The sequence below is a fragment of the Pandoraea horticolens genome (assembly GCF_902459555.1).
GTDB lineage: Bacteria > Pseudomonadota > Gammaproteobacteria > Burkholderiales > Burkholderiaceae > Pandoraea > Pandoraea horticolens.
Window position 1 is genome coordinate 111007 of the sequence record NZ_CABPSM010000013.1, and the last position, 20117, is coordinate 131123.

The following is a 20117-nucleotide window of genomic DNA, read 5'->3' on the forward strand; positions in this document are numbered from 1 at the left end:
CAAGCATGACTTCCGGCTCCATGAATTTTGACGTAACCACGCTCCCGATCATGACGATTTACGATTTTCCCAAGGGACCTTATCCGACGCGCGTGCGTATCGCCCTAGCCGAGAAAAATCTGCAATCGCGCGTCGAGTTCGTGATGGTCGATCTTTACAAGGGGGAGCACAAAAGACCCGAATTCATCGCCGAGAAAAACTACTCGGGCACGCTGCCGGTCCTCGAACTCAACGACGGAACCTGCATCGCCGAATGCACCGCCATTACCGAATATCTCGATACGCTCGATGGCGCACCCACGCTAACCGGCAAGACGCCGCTTGAAAAGGGCGTGATCCACATGATGAGTAAGCGCGCCGAGTTGGAGGTGCTCGATGCCATCAGTGTCTATTTCCACCATGCCACGCCAGGGCTTGGGCCCAACGTCGAACACTATCAGAACTCCGAATGGGGGGGTCGTCAGCGCGACAAAGCCCTGAGGGGCATGCGCTACTTCAATGACGTTCTGAAAAAGCAAATGTTTGTCGCCGGGGACGCCTTCTCGATGGCCGACATCACCCTCATTGGCGGTCTGGTCTTTGCGTCGATCGTGAGGCTGTCCGTGCCTGCAGAGTGCGAAGCCCTTCTTGCTTGGTACACGAGAATGCTGGAACGCCCGAGCGTCAAAAACCAGCCGGCGTTCGCCTGAAATCACACAAGAGCGGACGTTTTGCATGCGTTTGGCGAGGCCTCAAGGCTCAACGCGTTGAGCCGACATCTTGGTGCTCACTCCGAAGGCGATCCGACTGAGCAGTGCCAAAAGCCAGGCGCCAGCCATGCCGTAGAGCATCACCCACTCGAAACCGCAGACGAGCGCTGCGTGTGCCATTGCAAGATCCGTGCTGGTTGTGAACCCTGCAAATTCACCGGCCGCAACCTGCTCAGCGAGCCGCTGCGAGGTTGCGGCATCCCATCCCTCCGGCAATGCCCGAGCGAGCCTGCTGTGAACACCTTCAAGAAGCAGGAATCCCATGACGGCGATGTTGATCGCGAGGCTGATCAGTCGTGCGCTCATGTCGATACCGGATGCCATGCCCGCACGATTCGGCGAAACGGCTCCCGTCGCCGTGTTCGTGGCCGGCGTATTCGTTAGACCAAGGCCGGTGCCGCACAGGACGCACCCTGGCAGCATCGCCAGCCAGCCCGCGAGGGGAGCGCCAGTTCCGAGTTTCATCAGTAGGAAGCCAAGACCGATGGTGAACATGCCGAGCGGAATGACGCGTTTCGCGCCGTATTTCGCGGCGAGGCGTTCGGCGAGCGGCGGCACCAACAGCGTCGGCAACGTATAGCTCAGCAAGGCCAGTCCGGCGACCAGGCCGTCGTAACCCAGCACACCGTGAAAGTAGATCGGCAGATAGATCATGAACGGCCAGTAGCTGAAGTTCATTCCCATCGAGCCGAACATGGCGCCCGAGAATGCGCGAATCCGGAACACTGAAAAATCGAACGTTGGGCGCTCGGTGCGCATCTCGATAACAACGAACATGACGAAGCTGATGAGCGCTAATAGCAGCATGCCCAGCGCGGGCCGACTGCCCCAGCCAAGAGCCGCGCCTTGGGTAATGAAGTACACGAGGCAAAAGCTCGAGATCGACAGCGTGAGGATCCCGCCGATATCGAGCGTTTGCGCATGCGGATCGCGCGACTCCTGCACGCCTGATACCGTGAGCCAGAGCGCGACCATCGAGATCAGCACGTGCACGAGGAAGACCCAGGACCAATAGGTAAGCGCAACAATTGCGCCGCCAACCATCGGGCCGAAGCCAAGACCGATGCCGAAGATGATGCCCCACACACCGAACGCCCGGCTGCGCTCGCGTCCTTCTTGAAACTGGTGGGACAGGATTGCCACCTGACAGATCAGCATGGCGCCGCCGGCCACCCCTTGCAGGAAGCGGCTGACGATCAACACCGAGGTGGTCTGGGCAAGGCCGCACGCCAGCGACGTGATCGCGAACAGCACGATGCTGATTGCGTAGACGCGTTTGCGGCCGAAACGATCCGCCAGCGATCCAGTCGCCATCAGCACGGTAGTGCAGGCCAGCGTGTAGGCATTCATGATCCATTGGAGCGCCTTGAAGTCGGCATGCAGGTCGGCGGCCAGGGTCGGCAGTACGGCAGGAACGCTGGAGATTTCCAAGCCGAACATCAGCGCGGTAAGACAGACCGCCGCGAGGGCGAATTCGTTGTTTAGGGAACGTTTCATCAGAGCCATCGGGATCAGATTGACCCACAGGGCGATAGCGGCCCTGTGAGGCGGAGCGGCGAGTGGCTGACAAGCAGCCAGCGCCGGGGGTTACAGGTACTATATCGGGAGTTAAATTCCCCATTGCTGAAGTTTTTTCCCGGCAATGAGGCTATGGAGGCCCCAATTGATTGGCAAACTCGATGGTGTCGATGTCTTCGTCCAAGTGGTCGAAGCTGGCAGCTTTACGGAGGCGGCCGAACGGCTGCATATCACGCGCTCGGCGGTCGGCAAGGTCGTGACGAGGCTTGAGGCGCGACTGGGCACGCGACTGCTTCATCGCACGACGCGCAACCAGACGCTAACGGAGGCGGGACGGGCCTATTACGACCGATGCGTTCGGGCGCTAGCGGAGCTTCATGCTGGCGAGGCAGAACTCGAGAGCGGCGCGAGTGAGCCGCGTGGCCGGTTGCGCGTGAGCGCACCCACTGCCTTTGGTCACCGCTGCGTCGCGCCCGTGCTGTTCGCCCTGACTCGAAAGCACCCAGAGCTACAGGTCCACATTTCGTTTTCAGATCGCGCGGTGGATCTGGTCGAGGAGGGATTCGATCTGGCCGTACGCATTGGCGATGTGGGCGGCACAGGGCGACTGGCTTCTCGTCGCATCGGTGTCCAGAACCAGAGCATCGGCGCGGCGCCCTCGTACCTTGCCCAGCACGGCGCGCCGGTGGCAGTGGAGGACTTTGCCCGGCACGTCGGTGTCACGTATGCACGTGCGGGCGCGGTGATGCCCTGGACCGTACTCGAACCGGATGGAATGGCGAAGGAGTTGCCAATTTGCGGGCAACTCAGCATGGACGACGTGCAGGCCGTCGCCGACGCGGGGTGCGACGGTTTGGGGCTCGTGCAGTTGCCCTGTTGGTTGTTGTCGCACTACGTCACCACGGGCGAACTGGTTGCCGTGCGCGAGCGTTGCGCCGCACGGCCACTGGACATTCACGTGGTCTGGCCACGTACACCGTATCTGCCGTCGAAGACGCGGTTTGCGATTGAAGCGCTTGCCACGCAGATTCCGACCGGTCGACTCGATTGACGCAACGTGTGGGGACACAGCGGGGTGATTGAGAGAGGGCGTCTGCCCCTCTCCCCCGGCGAAAGCCGGCCGGGGCCGAACACACACGCCAGGCCGATTTTGGGTGTCACACGGCTAACCAACAACATTGAAGAAGGCGACCGAGGTGACTAGGACAATGGCCGCCCAAGCCCGAAAGCTGTCGTTTGTAAACCTATCCTCCGGCACCTGAAACACAAAAATCGCGACAAGTACCGCGATCTGCATCACCAAGGCCCCGCGACAAGCAACGCGCAGGCTAAGTCGCAAACGAACGGCTAGCAATGGCCAGATTTGCCGGAGTGACGCGGCGAGCATCGTGGCGCATTTCATGACGTTGTCTCCGTTGGGATCTATCGCTGTGATTCAATTGTTGGAAACGCGAATAGCTCGCACGTATGGCGTGCAGATCAAAGCCGCGCTGCCGGCACGGGATCCACGTGCGTCATGACGTCCAGGACTTTGGGTATCGCTTTGAGTCGGCGATGCACGGATTCTGCGATCTGGTGGCCATCTCGCACCGACAGGAATTCGTCCACTTCGATGTGAATGTCGACGAGGACAAAATCGCCCACGGTGCGCGTACGAAGATCGTGAAATCCGCGCACGCCACTCACGCCGGCAACTGCATGTTCGATTGCCAATATTTCTTCATCTGCGGCTGAGTGATCCATGAGGTCGCTCATCGCGGCCCATCCAATCTGCCCCCCCATTTGCGCGATCATTGCCGCGACAATCAGGGAAGCGATCGGGTCTCCCAAGGGAAATCCGAATGAGTTCGCAAGAATGCCGGCCAGCACCACGAGCGACGAGGCCGCATCGGATCTTGCGTGCCACGCATTCGCAATCAGCATTTTCGAGTCGACACGCCGGCCAACCGTGAGCATGTAACGGAACAGCAGCTCCTTCGCGAGCAGCGCGAGAGCGGCAGCCCAGATAGCCGACGCGTGAACCACAGGAATGGAAGCCGGGCTGAGCAAGCGGGTCACCGCCGTCCATCCGATGCCAGCCGCAACGCCAAGCATGAGCACACCAAGAAGCAACGAAGCTGCCGTCTCGAATCGGTAGTGGCCGTAGGGATGATTGGCGTCAGGGGCCAGCCTGCTTTGGCGGTTGGCCGCGATCACAACGAAGTCCGAAATCAGATCGGAAAGCGAGTGGATGCCGTCAGCCACAAGCGCCTGAGACCTGGCCAGTAGCCCGATGACCACTTGGGCGATCGACAAGACAAGATTGACCCAAACGCTGACTAGCGTGCTGCGTATTGCTGCGTCATGACGATCCATAATTTCCCTTCGCACGGGGTTGGGTGGATAGTGGCTTTTCTCCCGGCGAAGCGAACGATATTTTAAAGTCAGGAATTTTTCAAGCGCATGATATTAAAACGTTTTTGATACTGATAATCGTTCCTATGCGCAATTACAAAAAAGCAAATTTCTTGAACGACCTAATTCTTCGCTAAGCTTAATAAATGCATAATTCACTATCCACTCAAACTGAAGGTTGAATAGTGAATAAGCGAACTTCATTCGGCGTTGTTGCCCGAGCATTTCATTGGGTCATGGTACTGTTGCTCATAGCCCAATATACGGTGGCGTGGACGATGCCGGATATCCACCGGGGAACCCTACCCATCGGCTTGGTCGGATGGCATCTGTCTATTGGGACTGCCCTGCTTGCATTGGTGTTGGCGCGATTACTGTGGCGAATGACTCACCCGGTACAGAGTGCATCAAACACGCCACTATTGAACGCGCTTGCCGGAGCCGGGCATGCGGCGATCTACGTCTTGCTGTTTGCCGTTCCCATTATGGGCTGGATCAACGCTTCGTCGCGCGGTTATGCGGTTCAGCTGTTCGGTACCGTAACGTTGCCGTCATTATCGACAGAAGGCTCGACGCTTGGTCATGCGATGGGCGACATTCATGTCTATGGATCGTACATTCTGCTTGGAATCGTCGGGATCCATGTTCTCGCCGCCCTGTACCACCGTTTGATTCTGCGAGACGGCGTCATGGAGCGAATGCTCCCGCTCTCCAATAAGAAGTGGCGCTCGATCGAATGACGATCTGGACTTCCCCGCTCTCGATGTACTCGCAAGCGACACTCAATGCCATTGCGAGACGTTTGAATAAATGCCCTGGGGGAGACACCATTGACCAGGACACGAATCGCCCTGATCAATGTCCGACATCCGCGCATCAGGTCCGTGTTGCACATTGAGGGGCTGCGCCACAGCGGCCCCCGATACGCAGCATCAACCCGGATTTTTAGACTTGTTGTCGATTGGAATCCGAATGAAATATATGTCCCAGTCGGATTCTCCCGTCCTCGTGAAGCCATGCCGCATGTAAAAGCGAATGGAGTCACTGTCTCTGAGAGCCCCTACAGTGAGAGGTAAAGACTTTTCGTCGGCTTGCCGAAAGATCGACGCCAGGACCAGGGCTCCTATGCCCTTTCGTTGATTGCCGGGTGTGACGTAGAGATGGTCTAGCGCTATATGGTCGGGGGCGAAAGTTATCGATACGAAGCCGACCGGCTGGCCGTCAACAATAATGAACTTGCATTGCGACGGCTCAAAACTTGAAAGGAAGCGGTCTCGAGCCCGTTGCGGATCGAACCGTCCGACTCGCTCGAGACTCTCCTGCATGGCGCTAATGCGAATCCGCACCAATGTCTCGGCATCGGAGTCCTTGGTGGGAGCAAATGTCAATCGCATGGGTTGCACTCTCCTTGTTGCCGAAGGCAATTTCTCGATGTAAGTCCGAGCCAGTCTATCTCAATGATGGCGTGGGACTTTTTCTAACGGGTAGTCAGGTGTTGCGCGTAAAAAGCGCCATTGCCCAGACAACCGCATTATGTACTACGGTTCGCCTGCCGCCTCCATGCCCCTTTATGCGCCCATCACCAAAATACTCGGAAGTAGCCCCGCGGCATTAGAAGGCGCTCCGCGGTTGACGCAGCCTGCTGGCCGCCTGCATCGGCCCCACTTGCCCCACCAGAACCACCAGGACGGCCAACGACGATTCCGCCTGATGGCGCCCCACCTGTGGACTGGCTCTGCCCATCGCCATGCCGCGCTTCACTCAGCCGGGTCGCAACCTCTCGGGCTTCTTCAGCGAACGCCCACAGCCGGGCGGCAAGGTCGGGCGCTTTCAACCCGGCAATCAGGATGACCCTGGAGATCTTGCCGTTGTCGGCAACCTCGACGGTGGAGGCTGCGAACTCGCGGAAGACCTTGTCCTTTGGAAGCCCCGCATTGCCCTTTGTCAGCTTGCCCCGATGCGCCACGAAGATGTCGCCTCGGCCATCCTTGACAAAGGCACCGGCCGTACGCCGGTTATAAGTGCCAGCCGGAAAGTTCAACTGGACAGCTATCTCGATCCGCTTCGTACTTCCCGGTTCTGCGCGAAGCACGAGGTTAAGGCGTTTGTCCGGCGCGACGTGCGGCGACCAAGCCCGGACACTGGTGCCAGCGCGCGCCTCGAAGTACACCGTGCCGGTGTGGTGACCGGCTGGGTAGGTTATCTCGCGGCTCTCTTCGTATTGGAGGGTCGCACGCAATTGCTTCGCAAGTTGCTCGTTCAGTCGCGAGATGTCCGCGATGTCTGTGACCACCTCGAAAGCTTCATCCACTGCTATCTCCCTGCTACCTCAGTTTGCTAAGCATCCGTTCTGGCTGGGCGCGGTCCGAGCCCCCCCCACAAAGATCGAGAACTTGCGGTTGAACAACCGCTTCCGGGTCGCGAATTCCCCGCTACGTAGGGCTGCAACGGGTCGCAAGCCACCGCTTGGGAACGGCGGCAACCGGCGGTGGATTCAACCAGTCGACACCGTGATCCGGTTCGTCGACAATTGCACCGTCGCCTGCGTTCGCAGGCCACCGATGGATACGTCAATGCCGATCACGGAAATGCTGCATCCGCCATATGGGACCATCATTGTGCTCAACGGTCCGAGCAGTGCCGGCAAAAGCACCCTGTCCAAGTATTTGTGTGAGAACTTGGCTGAACATCATTTGCACATCGAGCTGGACGCGTTCCGAAACATGGAGCCGGCTAACTATTGGGATGTCGAGAAGCAGATGACACAGGTTCGCGTGGCCGCGCTATGCCGAGCCATCAATGCCACGGCCGCGACCTTTTCCAGGCACGGCCAGGCCGTGATCGTCGATCACGTCCTTTCATCCGATGCGTGGCACTACATGCTTGAGGACTTGATCGGTCTCCCGGTTCTCACAGTCGGCGTCTTTTGTTCGCTCGACATATTGACCGAGCGCGAGCTTACGCGTGGCGATCGCAAGATCGGACTGGCCAAGTCTCAATTCGATTCGATTCACGCTAACCGGCACTATGATTACGTCGTGGACACGTCGTCTTCGAGCGCACTCGATTGCGCCCAGTCCGTACTGGAATGGTTACAACGCCGACCGACTCCCACTGCATTCGCAAAGATGCACCCGCAATTTTCCGACAACGCAAACTTGACGAAAACTGGCCAATAGTTGCTGGTGGTGGCTGGTCCCCCTTCCTTATGTCCGAACCTCGCAGCGTCACCTAACCGTGTAGCCACGCCCCTCCATACATGCCCCGTACGCTCGCCAGTACGCATCCATCTGCGACATCTTGGCGTTTTGCGCCATCTGGGTTTCTGCGGCATAGCGGCCACGCGCTCGCGCGCCGCCGGCAACGGCACCCACGGTTGCCCCGACCGCCGCAGCGTGCCCCACGTCGTTGTGGCCGAGTTCACCAACAACAGCGCCCGCCGCCGCCCCACGAGCAGCCCCCCTTACGTGGCCGCCCACAGGTGCGGGCGCAGGAGCCGCCTGAGCCGCGACCACTGCCGGATCGATGCCGGTGTTCTGCTTGGCCCATCCGTAGCATGCACCATCGTCGCTCGCCTGCCGCTCAGGACTCTGACCGTGGCCTGGATAGACGGAGGGCTTCTGGCCGAATGCGGAGGCCGCGAGCGTCAGACCCAACGCGAATATCACAAATCTCATGAGAATTTCCTGTTGCTAGAAGATGAGAGTGCCCGTTGCCATGAACGTCTGCGTGCTCTTGAAGCGGTTAGTACTCGAAACGGTCGGCACCCAGCGAGCCGAGAACGAGAGCGGTAGCTTGCCGTCGATCTTCGTGTCGTAGGTCACGATCGGCCCAAGTGCCACGTCCTGACCACGAAAGCCACCCAGGCGATCGGCAGTGGAACCGGTGTCGTTGCCAAGCTGCTGTGTCGTGCCCACGACAAGGCCGACGCCGAGACCATTCGAGAACTTCTTCATTCCCATCACGTCGAGCGTGAACAATGGCGCGTTTTGATAACCGGTGGCGTTATTGCGCGTATAGAACTGCACGCCGGCCACCACGTCGAATTCCAGCCCATATGACGGCACTAACTTCGTATAGGCCACCTGCGGAATGAAGGTCCAATTGTTCAGGCCCGTATTGGCCAGCGCGTTCGAGTCATAGCGCCCGGTCGGCGCCCAGACGTTGAGCGAGAGCGCAATATGATCGGTCTGCGAGAAATGGTAGCCAGCGATGATCGGCGCGAAGCTGATATCGAACAGGTTGGACGCACGCTGCGAGGCAGCCGCGTTGCGTCCGCCCACACCGAGCGATGCCGTGACACTGGTCCACATATAAGGCAACGTGAAACTCGATGCGAAATTCCATGCCCCCGTGCCCGTGTCCCAGGTCTTCATGAGCGTGGCAAGCGTGAGGGCAATCTGCCCATCCAGCCCGAGCGAAGTCTTGCCTGCCACCGGTACCTGCCGGTTTCCGCCGATGCTCCCGTCGAAATAGATCTGTGAGAGATTCGCGATCCAGATCGGCTGGGGCGACACAATCCCGATGCTGGGCTGCACGGCAGTGCCCGTGATCGGGCGGCCCAGCGCGCCCTCGGTGGCGTGAGCGTGAGTAGCGGCGCCCAACATGGACACCGCGGCGCCGAGCGCGAAAGCCGGCCGCCTGAGCGAGGCCGCCTTTGGTGAAATCCGGCGAAACAAACGTTGTGGCATCACGAGAAAGTCCTCATGCATCAAGGCCTGGCGTTTGCCTGGCGTTGGTCGAAAAGTCATGGAAATAGAGAGAGGCAGCGTCAGGCTGAAAGGCTGCCAGGAAGGCTTGCCGGAAGCGGGCGATGTCGCGCCGGCGAAGCGTGGGAAGCGTATTAATGCAGCCTCGCCGCCGGCTGCAATTGCCCTATTGCGATGCGCGCGAACACATCGATTACCGTCAATTGAGACATCTGCCTTTTCGTGCGAGAAAAATAGACGAAGTAAGGAAAGCCCACATTTGAATAACTGTCATTCTTGTTTGAATCACAACCATAGCCCAATCGTTTGAAACAAAAATCCTCTCGTACCCGCGCGATACACGATGGCGCTCGAGCCGAATCAAAGGCGAGCACGCACACACCAAGCGAGGCACTCAGATCAAGGCGACACACGGGAAACGTCGAATCAGAATGTGTCAACTCGTGTGCAAAAACAAGCGCCAAGCGGTCTGACGAGACAAATTCGAGAGGAAAATGAGACGGTGAGATCTTGTGCCGCAGGGGCTGCGTGACAGAATAAGACGTGCTGATGGCAGAGCAGCAACAAGGCTCGTGAGCCAGTGATCCAAGTGGCTTAACGAGGCATGCAAATCACCAGTCACTTGTCGCTTAGGGGAATCCTTGTGAAACACGATTTCTCCGTATTTTTCTGAACGAATGGGTGATGCGCAATCTTGCCAACGATTGCGATGGACTCCCGATCACCTCGTTCACATTGTCAGCCTTCATGGCGAAAACCAACCGATTGCGTATCACAACTGATAGGGAATAACGATGCAGAAACGGAACTCCATGCTGATGGTCGCGGCCGCGCTCGTCGTCGGCAGCTTAGCGTTTGCCGGTTGCACCACCACCGGCGACAAGCCCGACACCGCGGCGACCAGTGCATCCAAAGGTTCGGCGATCGACGCCAGCGTCGATGCCACGCTGACGCGCCTCTATTCCACCGTCAAGGGCTCACGTGAGCTTGTCGCGAAGTCGCGCGGCGTGCTGGTCTTCCCGGAAGTGATCCAGGCCGGCTTCATCGTCGGTGCGCAGTCCGGTAACGGCGCCCTGCGCATTGGCGGCGATACAGTCGGTTACTACAACACGTCGTCGCTGTCGGTCGGTCTTCAGGCCGGCGCGCAGTCGAAGGCGATCGTCTTCCTGTTCATGACGCAGAGCGCGCTCGACGAGTTCCGCCATTCGGAAGGCTGGGCCGCCGGCGCAGGCGCGTCGGTCGCGCTCGTGAAGGTGGGTGCGAACGGCGCGGTCGACACAACCACGGCCACCGCGCCGGTCCAGGTTGTCGTGATGACCAACACCGGCCTGATGGGCGACGTGTCGATCAACGGAACGAAGGTCACGAAGCTCAAGCTCTGACGCCACAGCAAGCGTATGCGCTTCGGTGCCGCGCCTGGGCCCTGCGCAAATGTCGGTGATCTTGCCACTCGGCATCGCCGCAACCTGGATCGCCCCTTATGGCCCGATCCAGGTCGCGGGCTCTTTCTTGAGCCCGCGAACCTCTGGCCTCACAGCACCGTTATCACGCGTGGGCACATGCGCCGACGCGTCGCCAGTATCGAAACGCTTCCCTCCTGCCCGCGCAAGAATCGGTGAACGATTCAGCACAACGCCGTGTTCGCGGCCACAGCCCACGTCACGGTTTGCCCTCCCCTCACCGCAAGTCAACGGTCATCTCCGGCATATCAAACGCCGGCGTCCCCTTCGATACAGGCGATACGCTCACCGTCAACTGGACAGAAGCGATGCCCCCGACACCCCTCCCCGTCGAGACAGCCCCCACGAAGGATTTACGTCCGATTTTCGTCACCGGGATTCGAGCAGATCACAATCGAGATCGAGATCAAACGACCTTTGTAAAAGTTCAAAGGCGAGGTGTAGCAAGCATTGCTAAGGTGAACTATGACGTGCGCCCCATTCCGAGCAGAAAGCGCCAACCAAGCGCGATGGCACGTCCGGGGAACGCTTTTCCGGCGAGAGCTGTTTGCCAGCGCGCCTCGCACGTTAGCTTCATATGCTTGCGGAGTCTCTCGCTCTCCTCCGAAATTCTTGCATGCCTGACATGACACCTCGCGATACCACTCTCGTGCTGCAACGCCTCAATACCCACTGTGCGATGGCGCTCGAGGCGGCCGCGAGTCTGTGCCAGTTGCGGCTTTCAGACGAAATCACCGTCGAGCACTGGTTGCTCGCGCTCCTTGAGGCCGGCGATGGCGATATCCCCGCCATCATGGACCACTACGGCATCGACGTGGATGTTCTCTGGGATGTGCTGATGTCCACCATCGACCGCTTGCCGCGCAATCTGCGAAAAGATCCTGGCCTGTCGTCGCAACTCGTGAGCCTGCTGCACGCCTGCGCGGACAATCCCCAATGGCCTATCCGCTCCGCCCATTTGCTCCAGGTCATTGTTGATTCTCCGCACGTGCTGCGTGCCCCCTCACTCTGGCCGCTATTGAACTTCAGCAGCGCTCAAATCGACAAGCTTCTCTCCCAGCTCAGCGCCCACACATGCGAAACGCCGTCGCCCCTCAGCGCGCCCTCTGCGATAGTCGAGTCAATGCTTCAAACGACATTCGGGCAGGACATAGCGTCCACGGCTCATTCACGCATGCCGGCAGCGGCCGACGGCCTGGGCTCGGCATCGGCAGACCCGCTGGCACGTCACACCACCGATCTGACGGAGAAAGCGAGAAACAGGGAGCTCGATCCCGTCTTCGGGCGTGATCGAGAGATCCAGCAAATGGTCGAGGTCCTCGCCAAAAGCCGAAAAAACAGTCCGATCCTGGTGGGAGAACCGGGGGTGGGAAAAACGGCCTTGGTCAATGGGCTGGCGTTACGCTTGGCGAGCGGCGACGTACCGAATGTCATTCGCGACGTGCGTATTCTGACGCTTGACCTCGGGTCGTTGCTGCCCAGTATCGAAGGAGAAGCCAGATTCGGGCAGCAGCTTGACGCCGTGATCGACGCAGCGCAAACGAGCGCCGAGCCTGTGATTTTGTATATCGACGAAGTCCACACGCTCTCGAGATCCCGTCATGCGACAAATGAAGCAAACGCAATCGATCAATTAAGGCGCGCACTGGCGCGTTGTGACATACGAACCATTGCTGTGGTGACGTGGGCTGAATACAAAGCGATCTTCGAGCCCGATGCCGCGCTGACGCGCCGCTGTCAGATCATTCAGGTCGACGAGCCGGACGACGATGCAGCATGCCTGATGTTGCGCGGACTCAAGTGGCATTACGCAACGTTCCACCGAGTCCATGTGCGAGACGACGCGCTGGTGGCAGCAGTCAAGCTCGCGCGTCGCTATATTCCAACGCGGAAGTTACCGGAAAAAGCCTTTGATCTGCTCGATACCGCAGCCGGGTGCGTGAGAATGGCGCTCGACATCGCACCTGCGGCCCTTCAGCGAGCCTCGGCAACCGTAAGTGCACTCGAAATCGAGCAGGCGACGCTTGAATTCGATATTGCCGAAGCAGGAACTGGGGCGTCCAAACGGTTGAAGGACATCGAAATCGCCCTTCATGCCGCAAGAGCCGAGGTGAGTGACGTTCAAGCCCGTTGCGCGACCGAGCGCGAACTTGCCAATGCCATACGGGCGCAGCGCGACGCAGCGCCTCAGATGCGCGACGCCGACGCGTTGGCGCTCGCTTGCGAAGCGCTGGCGCGGGCGCAAGCGCAGGACACGACCCCGCTCGTGTGCGCCGACGTAGACGCACAGGTGGTCGCTCAGGTGGTCTCCGAGTGGACAGGGATTCCCGTTGGCAATTTGACAATGGACGAGCCACATGATCTCCTCGCGCTGGACGCGTCATTGAGATCATGGATAGCGGGACAGCACGACGCCCTGCGGGTGCTCGCCGAGAACCTGCGGACCGCCAATGCCGGGTTCAAGCCGGAGCGTGCCCCGTCGGCGGTCTTCCTGCTGACGGGGCCATCCGGGGTGGGAAAGACCGAGACGGCATTGGCACTGGCGGACATCCTGTTCGGCAGTCAGGCCGCGCTTATCTCCCTCGACATGTCCGAATACCGCGAAGCCCACACCGCCTCCCGCTTGACGGGACCGCTGCCGGGCGATGTCGGATATGGCCGGGAGGGTGTGCTAACCGAGGCGGTGCGTCAACGGCCGTACAGCGTTGTTCTGCTTGATGGGCTGGAGAATGCCCATCGCGAGGTGTTGGACACACTCCGCCGAGTGGTCGATGGCCGCGTGACGCACGACGCGCAGGGACGCGCGATCGACTTCCGCAACTGCGTCTTCCTCATAACGTCCAGTGTCGGGGTCGAAACGATCGAGTCGATCACCGCCGAACACGCGGACGTGCCCCACGACATACTGCTCGAGGCGGTTCGACCGGTGTTGTCAACACACTTCTCGTCCGCCCTTCTCGAATGCGTCCAACCTCTTGTGTACCGGCCCTTGGATACGCCGGCGCTCCGGGAGGTCGTTCAAATGAAATTCGCAAAGGTGGCGGAACACCTGAAAGGGAAGCACAGGATGACGTTATCCGTAGACGAATCGCTGGTGACAATGTTGGCGCAGCAGTGTTTCTCACGACATACCGGTGCGCCCGGCATCGACGCCCACATCAATCAAGAAGTCTTGCCCATGATTGCCCGGGAGATTCTGACCAGGCGTACCCCGGGTGAGGCAGCGCAGCAAATCGGCCTTACACTGTCGCAAGACGGTCTGCTTGCCATCGACGTTGTGGCAGGTGGGTTCCCGCGCAACGAGTAGTCGGCATCAATCCGGTGTCGCAAAGATGCTCCCCCCGGCACTCTGGAAATCGTCGGGGAAAGGTTTCAGCTTCTTCAATCGCACCGAGGCCGCAGCGGTTTGCTGGGCCAGATGCTCCGATGCAGGGTTTGCATAATTCAACAGATGGGTATACAACCCCGTAACGCTCTGGTCGGCAAGCTCGAATGAAAAAGCCAGTTCTCGCGCCTCGCTCGGTGTCACCCCGAAACGTGCCCGGAATGCCCGTAGAAAATGGTTACTTCCAGAGAACGCCAGGTCATGAGCCAGACGGGTAATGGACAGCTCGCCTCGTCCGTTCCCGAGCGTCAGCGCGCGATAAGCGGCATCCAGCCGCTTGTTACGGATCACCGTCGCAATACCACCGTCAGCCGCGAAAATACGATAGAGATGCGCACGTGAGACACGAAAGCGCGTGATGATGGCATCCAGCCCCAAGGAAGGCGACGTGAGATTGGCATTGATGTATGAAAGCACTTGACTGCGCAGCACGCGCGAGAGCGCCGAGTCTTCGTTGAACCACGTCGATTCCGACTTCTTGGCGAGGATCTCGGCAAGCAGATTCAACGCGCCACTCTCCACACCGGGCGCTTCCTCGCCGTCAATCTCTGCGGCCACGTCCGACAGGCTGGTGAGGAATCCGGCGAGCAAACGGGTGATAGCGTACTCAGCCTTGAGAACGGTACCGTGGATGCTGCGCCCGCCGGTGGATTTGTCGATTGCCTCGCGCGGGATCACCAGAGACACCGTCGCGCCTGGGCTGACCTGTGTATTGACAGCGCGCGAAAGATCCATGGCGAGAATATCGCCCGGACGCACCGCGACGGGTACCCCCTCGAAATCGCCATCGAGCGAACCGGAAATGAACAGTTGGATCACGTACTGATCGAGACTGCTACTCAATATCAGCTTCCGACTCCGTTCATGCCGCTGCGAATTGAACGCCGTCTCGCCTACCAGCAACCTGCCGACATGTGTCGATGTCAGCGCCCCTTCAAGGCTGCCCCCTTTTTCGCTTTTGACGTGACGGGCGTCGAAAAAAGGGCTGATGAGCAGGCGGCACGCCTCGTCGCGATCCTCGGGAGGGAGATAGGCAGTGGAAAACGTAACGCCGTCAGTCGACTGCAAGCCGAATGCGTCCTCTCCAGAGTTGGTGGGCATGCCTTGGTTTCCTTAATGCCGACACGCGGAATTTAACACGGCAAGAGAGAGAATGCGATTCGGTCGACGCCGTCCAGCCGAGGGGCTCTTGACAGGGTGCGCAAACGACTTTAGCCCCCTTGGGGGGGCTCCGACGTCGGGCGTAAGTGGCTCTGCTCAGTTGTCAGAAGACGGTGAACTGCCGTCCTCCTCCTTATCTGCGACTCGACTCTGCCGACGCGCGCGGAATTTTGACGGCGTCAAGCCAGTGTGCTTCTTGAATGCGACGCTGAAATTGCACGGACTCCGAAAGCCGACCTCGTGCGCAACATCCGTCACCGAGATGCCCGAGTGCTGCAGCAGCCACGCCGCGCGCGCCAGTTTTTCCCGCCGCAGATACTCGGACACCGAAACGCCCAACTTGTCCTTGAAGTCCCGCGATAAGCGACGATCGCTTGCACCAACGGCGCTCGCCAACGCCTTCGCACTCATGTCGGCGATCCGTCCGCCGTTGATCAGCGTCATCACCGAGCGCGTGCTTCGCGATGCGCGATCGGCCCGTTCAAGTTCGACCTGATCGGTGACACCGCGCGCAATTCGCAGTTGCACGCGCAATCGAGCAATCAATTCTTCGGGCATGAAGGGGAAAACAATGCAGTCAGATGCCCCGGAAGCCAGCGCGCGGCTGCGGGCCTCGCTGGCCGCTTCAGCATCGACATAGATGACGGGTACGCCACGAAGGCGCGGCGCACCACTCGCCAGGCAACAAAACGCCCTTGCGTCCATCGCGCGGAGGGCGCTGTCGACAACGAAAGCCGTTGGCGGAGAAACCAACGCCTCGTAGTAGCTCGTCCAGCCATCGCACACCTCCCGCACGTCGAAAAGTTGAGCACGTAGTTCGTCAACCACGTCGGCAAACGCTGCAGGGCGCTCGGTCAGGAGCCAGAGGGTGGAACGAATGGCTGTATTGGCGGAGAACCCGCTCCCCTCACCTTGCGACGCGTGGGCCCCGGAAACGGCTGACGGGCTCGTCATGGTGTCGCTCCTGCATACCCAAGCGCCCTCCCTTGCGGAGCGCTCTTCTCTGTACGCCAATCCTTCGCGCGCAGGCCGCTCCCGCTCTGGCATTCGCCGCTCGAAGCACATCGATATTCCGATGGCGACTGCCCGACATCCTGTCTGAACGCCGTCGCGAAGTTGGCGCCATCGCAAAACCCCAAAAGTTCGGCGATGGCCGTCACGCTCATATCGCTTCCCTTGAGCAACACGGTGGCAAGATCTATCCGGCGCCGCTTGAGAAACCGTACGATGCTGCAGCCCAGAACGCTTCGGAAGGCGGCATCGAGGTGCCCTACCGACACGCCGATACGTGAGGCCAGCACTTGTTGCGAGATGTTGCCGATCTCGGTTTGCGCAAGGTACTTCACGGCCAGACGATAGATTTCCTGCTTGCGCGAGCCCGTGATGTCCAGACTATTCCGAGATGCCGGCGCAACGGCAAACTCAGGCCGCGCCCTGAGATGCATGCCAATGCGCAGGTCCAACTCTTTAGGGGATGCATCGGTGTCGATGTAATCGACGGCGCCGGCACGGAAGCACCGCACCCGCAGCGCCGGGGCCTGCGCAGGCCCAAACGCGATGATCGATGCGTCATGTTGGCGCAACACGTCGCGGCATCCCGAAATCGCGTCGACATTCGAATCGCGAACACCGATAAGCACCAGATCGGGCAATTCGTCCGATGCGCAGCCCCTCAGGGCTTCCTCAACACTTCGCACCACGCGAAGGCTAACGCCGCTCAAACGCACGCCATCCTTGATGCTCGTTATGTGACCGATTCCGCCATCGACCATCACATAACGCTCGGATTGTGATTGCAATTGCATGGCACGTCCCCCGTTTGACACAAGCCGGACACTCTCGCCATAGAAAAGCCGATAGGTCCGTTTTCCCCTGATGGCACGCCACCACCGTTCAAGAATCCGTGATCGGTGTGCACATGATCGATCGGGCCGAATGGCGCCTCGTGGATCGTGAGAGCATTGTCGTCAACATGGGGAAGCATGACTCTCCCTTGCGTCTCAGAATTCGGTTCTTTTTGTCTCCATCCTCCGCTGTGCGAGAGAAATATGGGTGGCGAAAGTCCGCTCGCGCCTTAGGACCATGGCCCCGATCCCCCTCGGCGAATGCGATGAACATCCAGTCGATGTCTGCTCACAAAACTGTGGAACATGGGCGCTCCGCCTGCACGGCAGCCGCATGGCACCGTTCAGCCAAGCGGGGAACGAACATGTGAATCGGCATGGGACGGCCGAACAGATAGCCTTGCAGAATCGGCACGCCCCGCTCACACAGGTAATCTCGCTGCCGCGATGTCTCGACCCCTTCCGCGATGATGATCAGGCCGAGCTTCATTGCCATCTCGAGGATACTGTCGAGCACTCGCTGAGAGAGTGCCCCTCCGCCAATCTTCGCCACGAAGGTCTTGTCGATTTTCACGGCGTCCATATCGAAATCGCGAAGATAGCCAAGACTCGAGTGCCCGACACCGAAATCGTCGATGGCAATCTTTATGCCTCTCGCGTGCAAGGCGTCGAAGATCTCCATGGTGTCGATTTCGGAGCCCAGCAGATCTCGCTCCGTAACTTCGAGCACGAGCTGCACACGACTTGTGCCCAACATCGCCTGCAAGGCGTCGCAATCCGCGATGATCGATCGCTCGCTCATGTGTCGCGCGCTCACGTTGAAACTGAGCCGGAAATTCGGCGGCAAATCCACGGAGGTCAGCATTTCTCCTACGGCGCGGAACAACGCTTGCGTCATCGGCACGATTAGCCCGCTCGACTCGGCCAACGGAATGAAACTGTCCGGCATCACCTCGCCCTCCTTCGGATGGAGCCACCGAACAAGGATCTCCGCACCAATCCAGCGCCCATCGGCTGCGCAAACCAGCGGCTGAAAATAGGGGACAAACTCACCGAACTGCAACGCCCTTACCATTTCATGACGCCGGGAACTGACGGCAGCCAATCCGCGCTTGACAACGCTCCCGAGAAACACGCTGAGTATCGCGAATACGATCAGCAATCCGGCGTAATCGGAGATCACCCGTCTTGCAAGCTCCAACCTGGAACTCTCGGCACGGACAAGCACTGGGAAACGTTTGGAGCGCATGACCACCGTGCTGACGGGTGCGCCCGAATGCATCGAAATGAGTCCATCCTTCCCGATGGACACCGCGCCCACATGGACCGTCATGTCGATTCCGTCACGCGCCATCAACCCCAGCACATCACGAACATGCCGTCCATCGATAGCGACAATCGCACCGCGGCCTCGCACTGCGCTCCGATATAGGAAGAGTGTGGAGTCGGGAACGGTTCCGCTGTGCGGAAGGATTTGCAAGCGCCCGTCGACGTAATCCGAGACATCGCGTTCGCGACGATAGGCGCCATACAAGGAACTGCAATAGACAGCAGAGGTATCGACGAACAAATCGACCGACCTGACGAACAGCACCGAGTTGACCTGCTTGCGCAGGTCGAGCACCACATCGTCGCAACTTTTCCCTGCCTCGTCGCGCACCCGGGCCGCCGCCTCTGCGGCGTTGCCCAATATCCACTCAACGTGAACAAGGACGCGATGCGCCTGCAGTTGGACTTCGTCGTCCAAAGAACGGCTCGCATGCCAATACGCGAGCCAGGCCGCTGCGATCACGGGAACAACGCCAGCGGAGATGGCGAGCCAGAGGTGCCAATGCCGAGGAAACGCAGGTCTTCCCGCCACATTCGTTCGCACGTCCCCCCCTTGGACATAAGCTCGATGGATGAGATCAGGATCTGCGACGTGTTCGCCAACACCTCCTGTCACACAAGCCTATTGAATGTCCCTCGCCACCATCTTTGACAAACGCAAAAACGATATTGAATTTCCGCACCGCATCGCGCCCCTGCCGAGAAAAACCGCGCCGGCGTCTGCCATCGGTTCCAGAGTCGTCTGGCGCGGCGGTTCGTAGCCACTCCGTTACGGAATGGCATGACTGAATCGACCTTCACTGCCACGTTTGCGGCAGCACGGGGGGCCACTCGCGACCCTCGTCGGAATGCTTGGTCAAGCGAAAAATCCGATACCCCTGCCCACGCACGGCGGCAAGTTGCAGTTCACCCGTTGCGCTGAGTTTCAGCTTGTTTCTTAGTCTGACAACCAGTACATCGATGCGGCGCGTTTCCCGGTCGACATTCAAGCGCCAGACATTTCGCAAGAGCGCTTCTCTCGAGACGGTTTTTTCGAAGTTGGAAAAGAGTGTCCAGGCGACATCGAACTCAAGTTCCGTCAGAACAACAGATTGCCCCGCCACCAGCACCGAACGTGAGGTGTTGCATAGATCGTAGGCACCAATATTGATGCGCGTGGGGCGCATTGTGATCGGCAGCGACCGACGAACCAGCGCACGCAGGCGCGCCAGGAAGACCGGGGGGGCGCATGCGGCATCGACACATTCGCTGGCGCCGGCGTCGAGCGCCATCACGACCTCGTGATCCGTCATTCGAACGCCAACGACCACAAGCGGAACTGACGGATTCCTGAGATGCACGACGCTGATCCGATCGAGCGAGGTCCAGTGCACACGTCTCATATCTATGATGACGACGTCCGGAATCCCTTTCTCGATAGCCACCAGGGCCTTTTCGAGCCCGTGAAACGTCAGGACATAATGCCCGTCTTCACCTATCGAGCGCACGAGCGTCTCGACTTTCGAGTGGTCTCCGCTTGACGGCCCCACAACTGGCGACGCGTTCGTGTCGAGAAACGCCGACTCAGT

17 protein-coding genes are annotated in these 20117 nt (G+C 59.5%); 6 read left to right on the forward strand and 11 right to left on the reverse strand.

The window, feature by feature from the left end:
* Positions 1 to 5: 5 nt before the first annotated feature.
* Positions 6 to 689 (forward strand): glutathione S-transferase, encoded by a 684-nt coding sequence (locus PHO31112_RS19845; RefSeq protein WP_150622303.1) that lies wholly within the window; start codon positions 6 to 8, stop codon positions 687 to 689.
* A gap of 42 nt (positions 690 to 731) precedes the next feature.
* Here PHO31112_RS19845 and PHO31112_RS19850 read toward each other — a convergent pair whose 3' ends face one another.
* Entirely contained in the window at positions 732 to 2255 is a 1524-nt protein-coding gene (locus PHO31112_RS19850; RefSeq protein ID WP_425495220.1) for an MFS transporter, read from the reverse strand.
* A 157-nt stretch (positions 2256 to 2412) separates the two neighbouring features.
* On the opposite strand from PHO31112_RS19850, the gene PHO31112_RS19855 reads away from it, so the two are divergent.
* Positions 2413 to 3318 carry a LysR family transcriptional regulator gene (locus PHO31112_RS19855; RefSeq protein ID WP_217427052.1) on the forward strand — a complete coding sequence of 302 codons (906 nt, stop codon included), beginning with the start codon at positions 2413 to 2415 and terminating at the stop codon, positions 3316 to 3318.
* A gap of 428 nt (positions 3319 to 3746) precedes the next feature.
* Here PHO31112_RS19855 and PHO31112_RS19860 read toward each other — a convergent pair whose 3' ends face one another.
* Positions 3747 to 4622, reverse strand: coding sequence for a cation diffusion facilitator family transporter (locus PHO31112_RS19860; protein WP_150622306.1), 876 nt, complete (start codon positions 4620 to 4622; stop codon positions 3747 to 3749).
* A 224-nt stretch (positions 4623 to 4846) separates the two neighbouring features.
* Between PHO31112_RS19860 and PHO31112_RS19865 the strand changes: the two genes are divergently transcribed.
* Complete coding sequence (locus PHO31112_RS19865; protein ID WP_281355110.1) at positions 4847 to 5401, forward strand: cytochrome b; 555 nt, start codon at positions 4847 to 4849, stop codon at positions 5399 to 5401.
* Between the two features lie 192 nt (positions 5402 to 5593).
* On the opposite strand, the gene PHO31112_RS19870 is transcribed toward PHO31112_RS19865, so the two are convergent.
* Positions 5594 to 6055, reverse strand: a complete 462-nt coding sequence (locus tag PHO31112_RS19870) for a GNAT family N-acetyltransferase (RefSeq protein ID WP_150622310.1) — start codon at positions 6053 to 6055, stop codon at positions 5594 to 5596.
* A gap of 185 nt (positions 6056 to 6240) precedes the next feature.
* The gene (locus tag PHO31112_RS19875) at positions 6241 to 6972 is read right to left on the reverse strand and encodes a hypothetical protein (protein WP_150622312.1); all 732 of its coding nucleotides are present in this window, start codon (positions 6970 to 6972) and stop codon (positions 6241 to 6243) included.
* Between the two features lie 262 nt (positions 6973 to 7234).
* Between PHO31112_RS19875 and PHO31112_RS19880 the strand changes: the two genes are divergently transcribed.
* Complete coding sequence (locus tag PHO31112_RS19880; RefSeq protein WP_174995800.1) at positions 7235 to 7840, forward strand: chloramphenicol phosphotransferase CPT family protein; 606 nt, start codon at positions 7235 to 7237, stop codon at positions 7838 to 7840.
* 48 nt (positions 7841 to 7888) lie between these two features.
* On the opposite strand, the gene PHO31112_RS19885 is transcribed toward PHO31112_RS19880, so the two are convergent.
* Both PHO31112_RS19885 and PHO31112_RS19890 read right to left on the reverse strand, forming a co-directional pair.
* Positions 7889 to 8338, reverse strand: coding sequence for a YMGG-like glycine zipper-containing protein (locus tag PHO31112_RS19885; protein ID WP_150622316.1), 450 nt, complete (start codon positions 8336 to 8338; stop codon positions 7889 to 7891).
* A gap of 15 nt (positions 8339 to 8353) precedes the next feature.
* Complete coding sequence (locus PHO31112_RS19890) at positions 8354 to 9352, reverse strand: SphA family protein (protein ID WP_425495221.1); 999 nt, start codon at positions 9350 to 9352, stop codon at positions 8354 to 8356.
* Positions 9353 to 10164: 812 nt separating this feature from the next.
* Here PHO31112_RS19890 and PHO31112_RS19895 point away from each other — a divergent pair.
* Both PHO31112_RS19895 and PHO31112_RS19900 read left to right on the forward strand, forming a co-directional pair.
* Positions 10165 to 10752, forward strand: a complete 588-nt coding sequence (locus PHO31112_RS19895; protein ID WP_150622320.1) for a BPSL1445 family SYLF domain-containing lipoprotein — start codon at positions 10165 to 10167, stop codon at positions 10750 to 10752.
* A 703-nt stretch (positions 10753 to 11455) separates the two neighbouring features.
* Positions 11456 to 14137 (forward strand): AAA family ATPase, encoded by a 2682-nt coding sequence (locus PHO31112_RS19900; protein WP_150622388.1) that lies wholly within the window; start codon positions 11456 to 11458, stop codon positions 14135 to 14137.
* Between the two features lie 6 nt (positions 14138 to 14143).
* Here the strand turns inward: PHO31112_RS19900 and PHO31112_RS19905 are convergent, their stop codons facing one another.
* From PHO31112_RS19905 to PHO31112_RS19925, 5 genes are all read right to left on the reverse strand, one after another.
* Complete coding sequence (locus tag PHO31112_RS19905) at positions 14144 to 15316, reverse strand: helix-turn-helix domain-containing protein (protein ID WP_150622322.1); 1173 nt, start codon at positions 15314 to 15316, stop codon at positions 14144 to 14146.
* A gap of 156 nt (positions 15317 to 15472) precedes the next feature.
* Positions 15473 to 16330: a helix-turn-helix domain-containing protein gene (locus PHO31112_RS19910; protein WP_174995801.1), complete on the reverse strand. Its 858-nt coding sequence runs from the start codon at positions 16328 to 16330 to the stop codon at positions 15473 to 15475.
* Entirely contained in the window at positions 16327 to 17181 is an 855-nt protein-coding gene (locus PHO31112_RS19915) for a helix-turn-helix transcriptional regulator (RefSeq protein WP_150622326.1), read from the reverse strand. Before PHO31112_RS19915 ends, PHO31112_RS19910 begins: the two co-directional genes overlap by 4 nt.
* Positions 17182 to 17509: 328 nt before the next feature.
* On the reverse strand, positions 17510 to 18967 hold the full coding sequence (locus tag PHO31112_RS19920; RefSeq protein WP_174995802.1) for an EAL domain-containing protein: 1458 nt from the start codon (positions 18965 to 18967) through the stop codon (positions 17510 to 17512).
* Positions 18968 to 19346: 379 nt separating this feature from the next.
* Positions 19347 to 20036, reverse strand: coding sequence for a response regulator transcription factor (locus PHO31112_RS19925; RefSeq protein ID WP_174995803.1), 690 nt, complete (start codon positions 20034 to 20036; stop codon positions 19347 to 19349).
* Between the last annotated feature and the right edge of the window lie 81 nt (positions 20037 to 20117).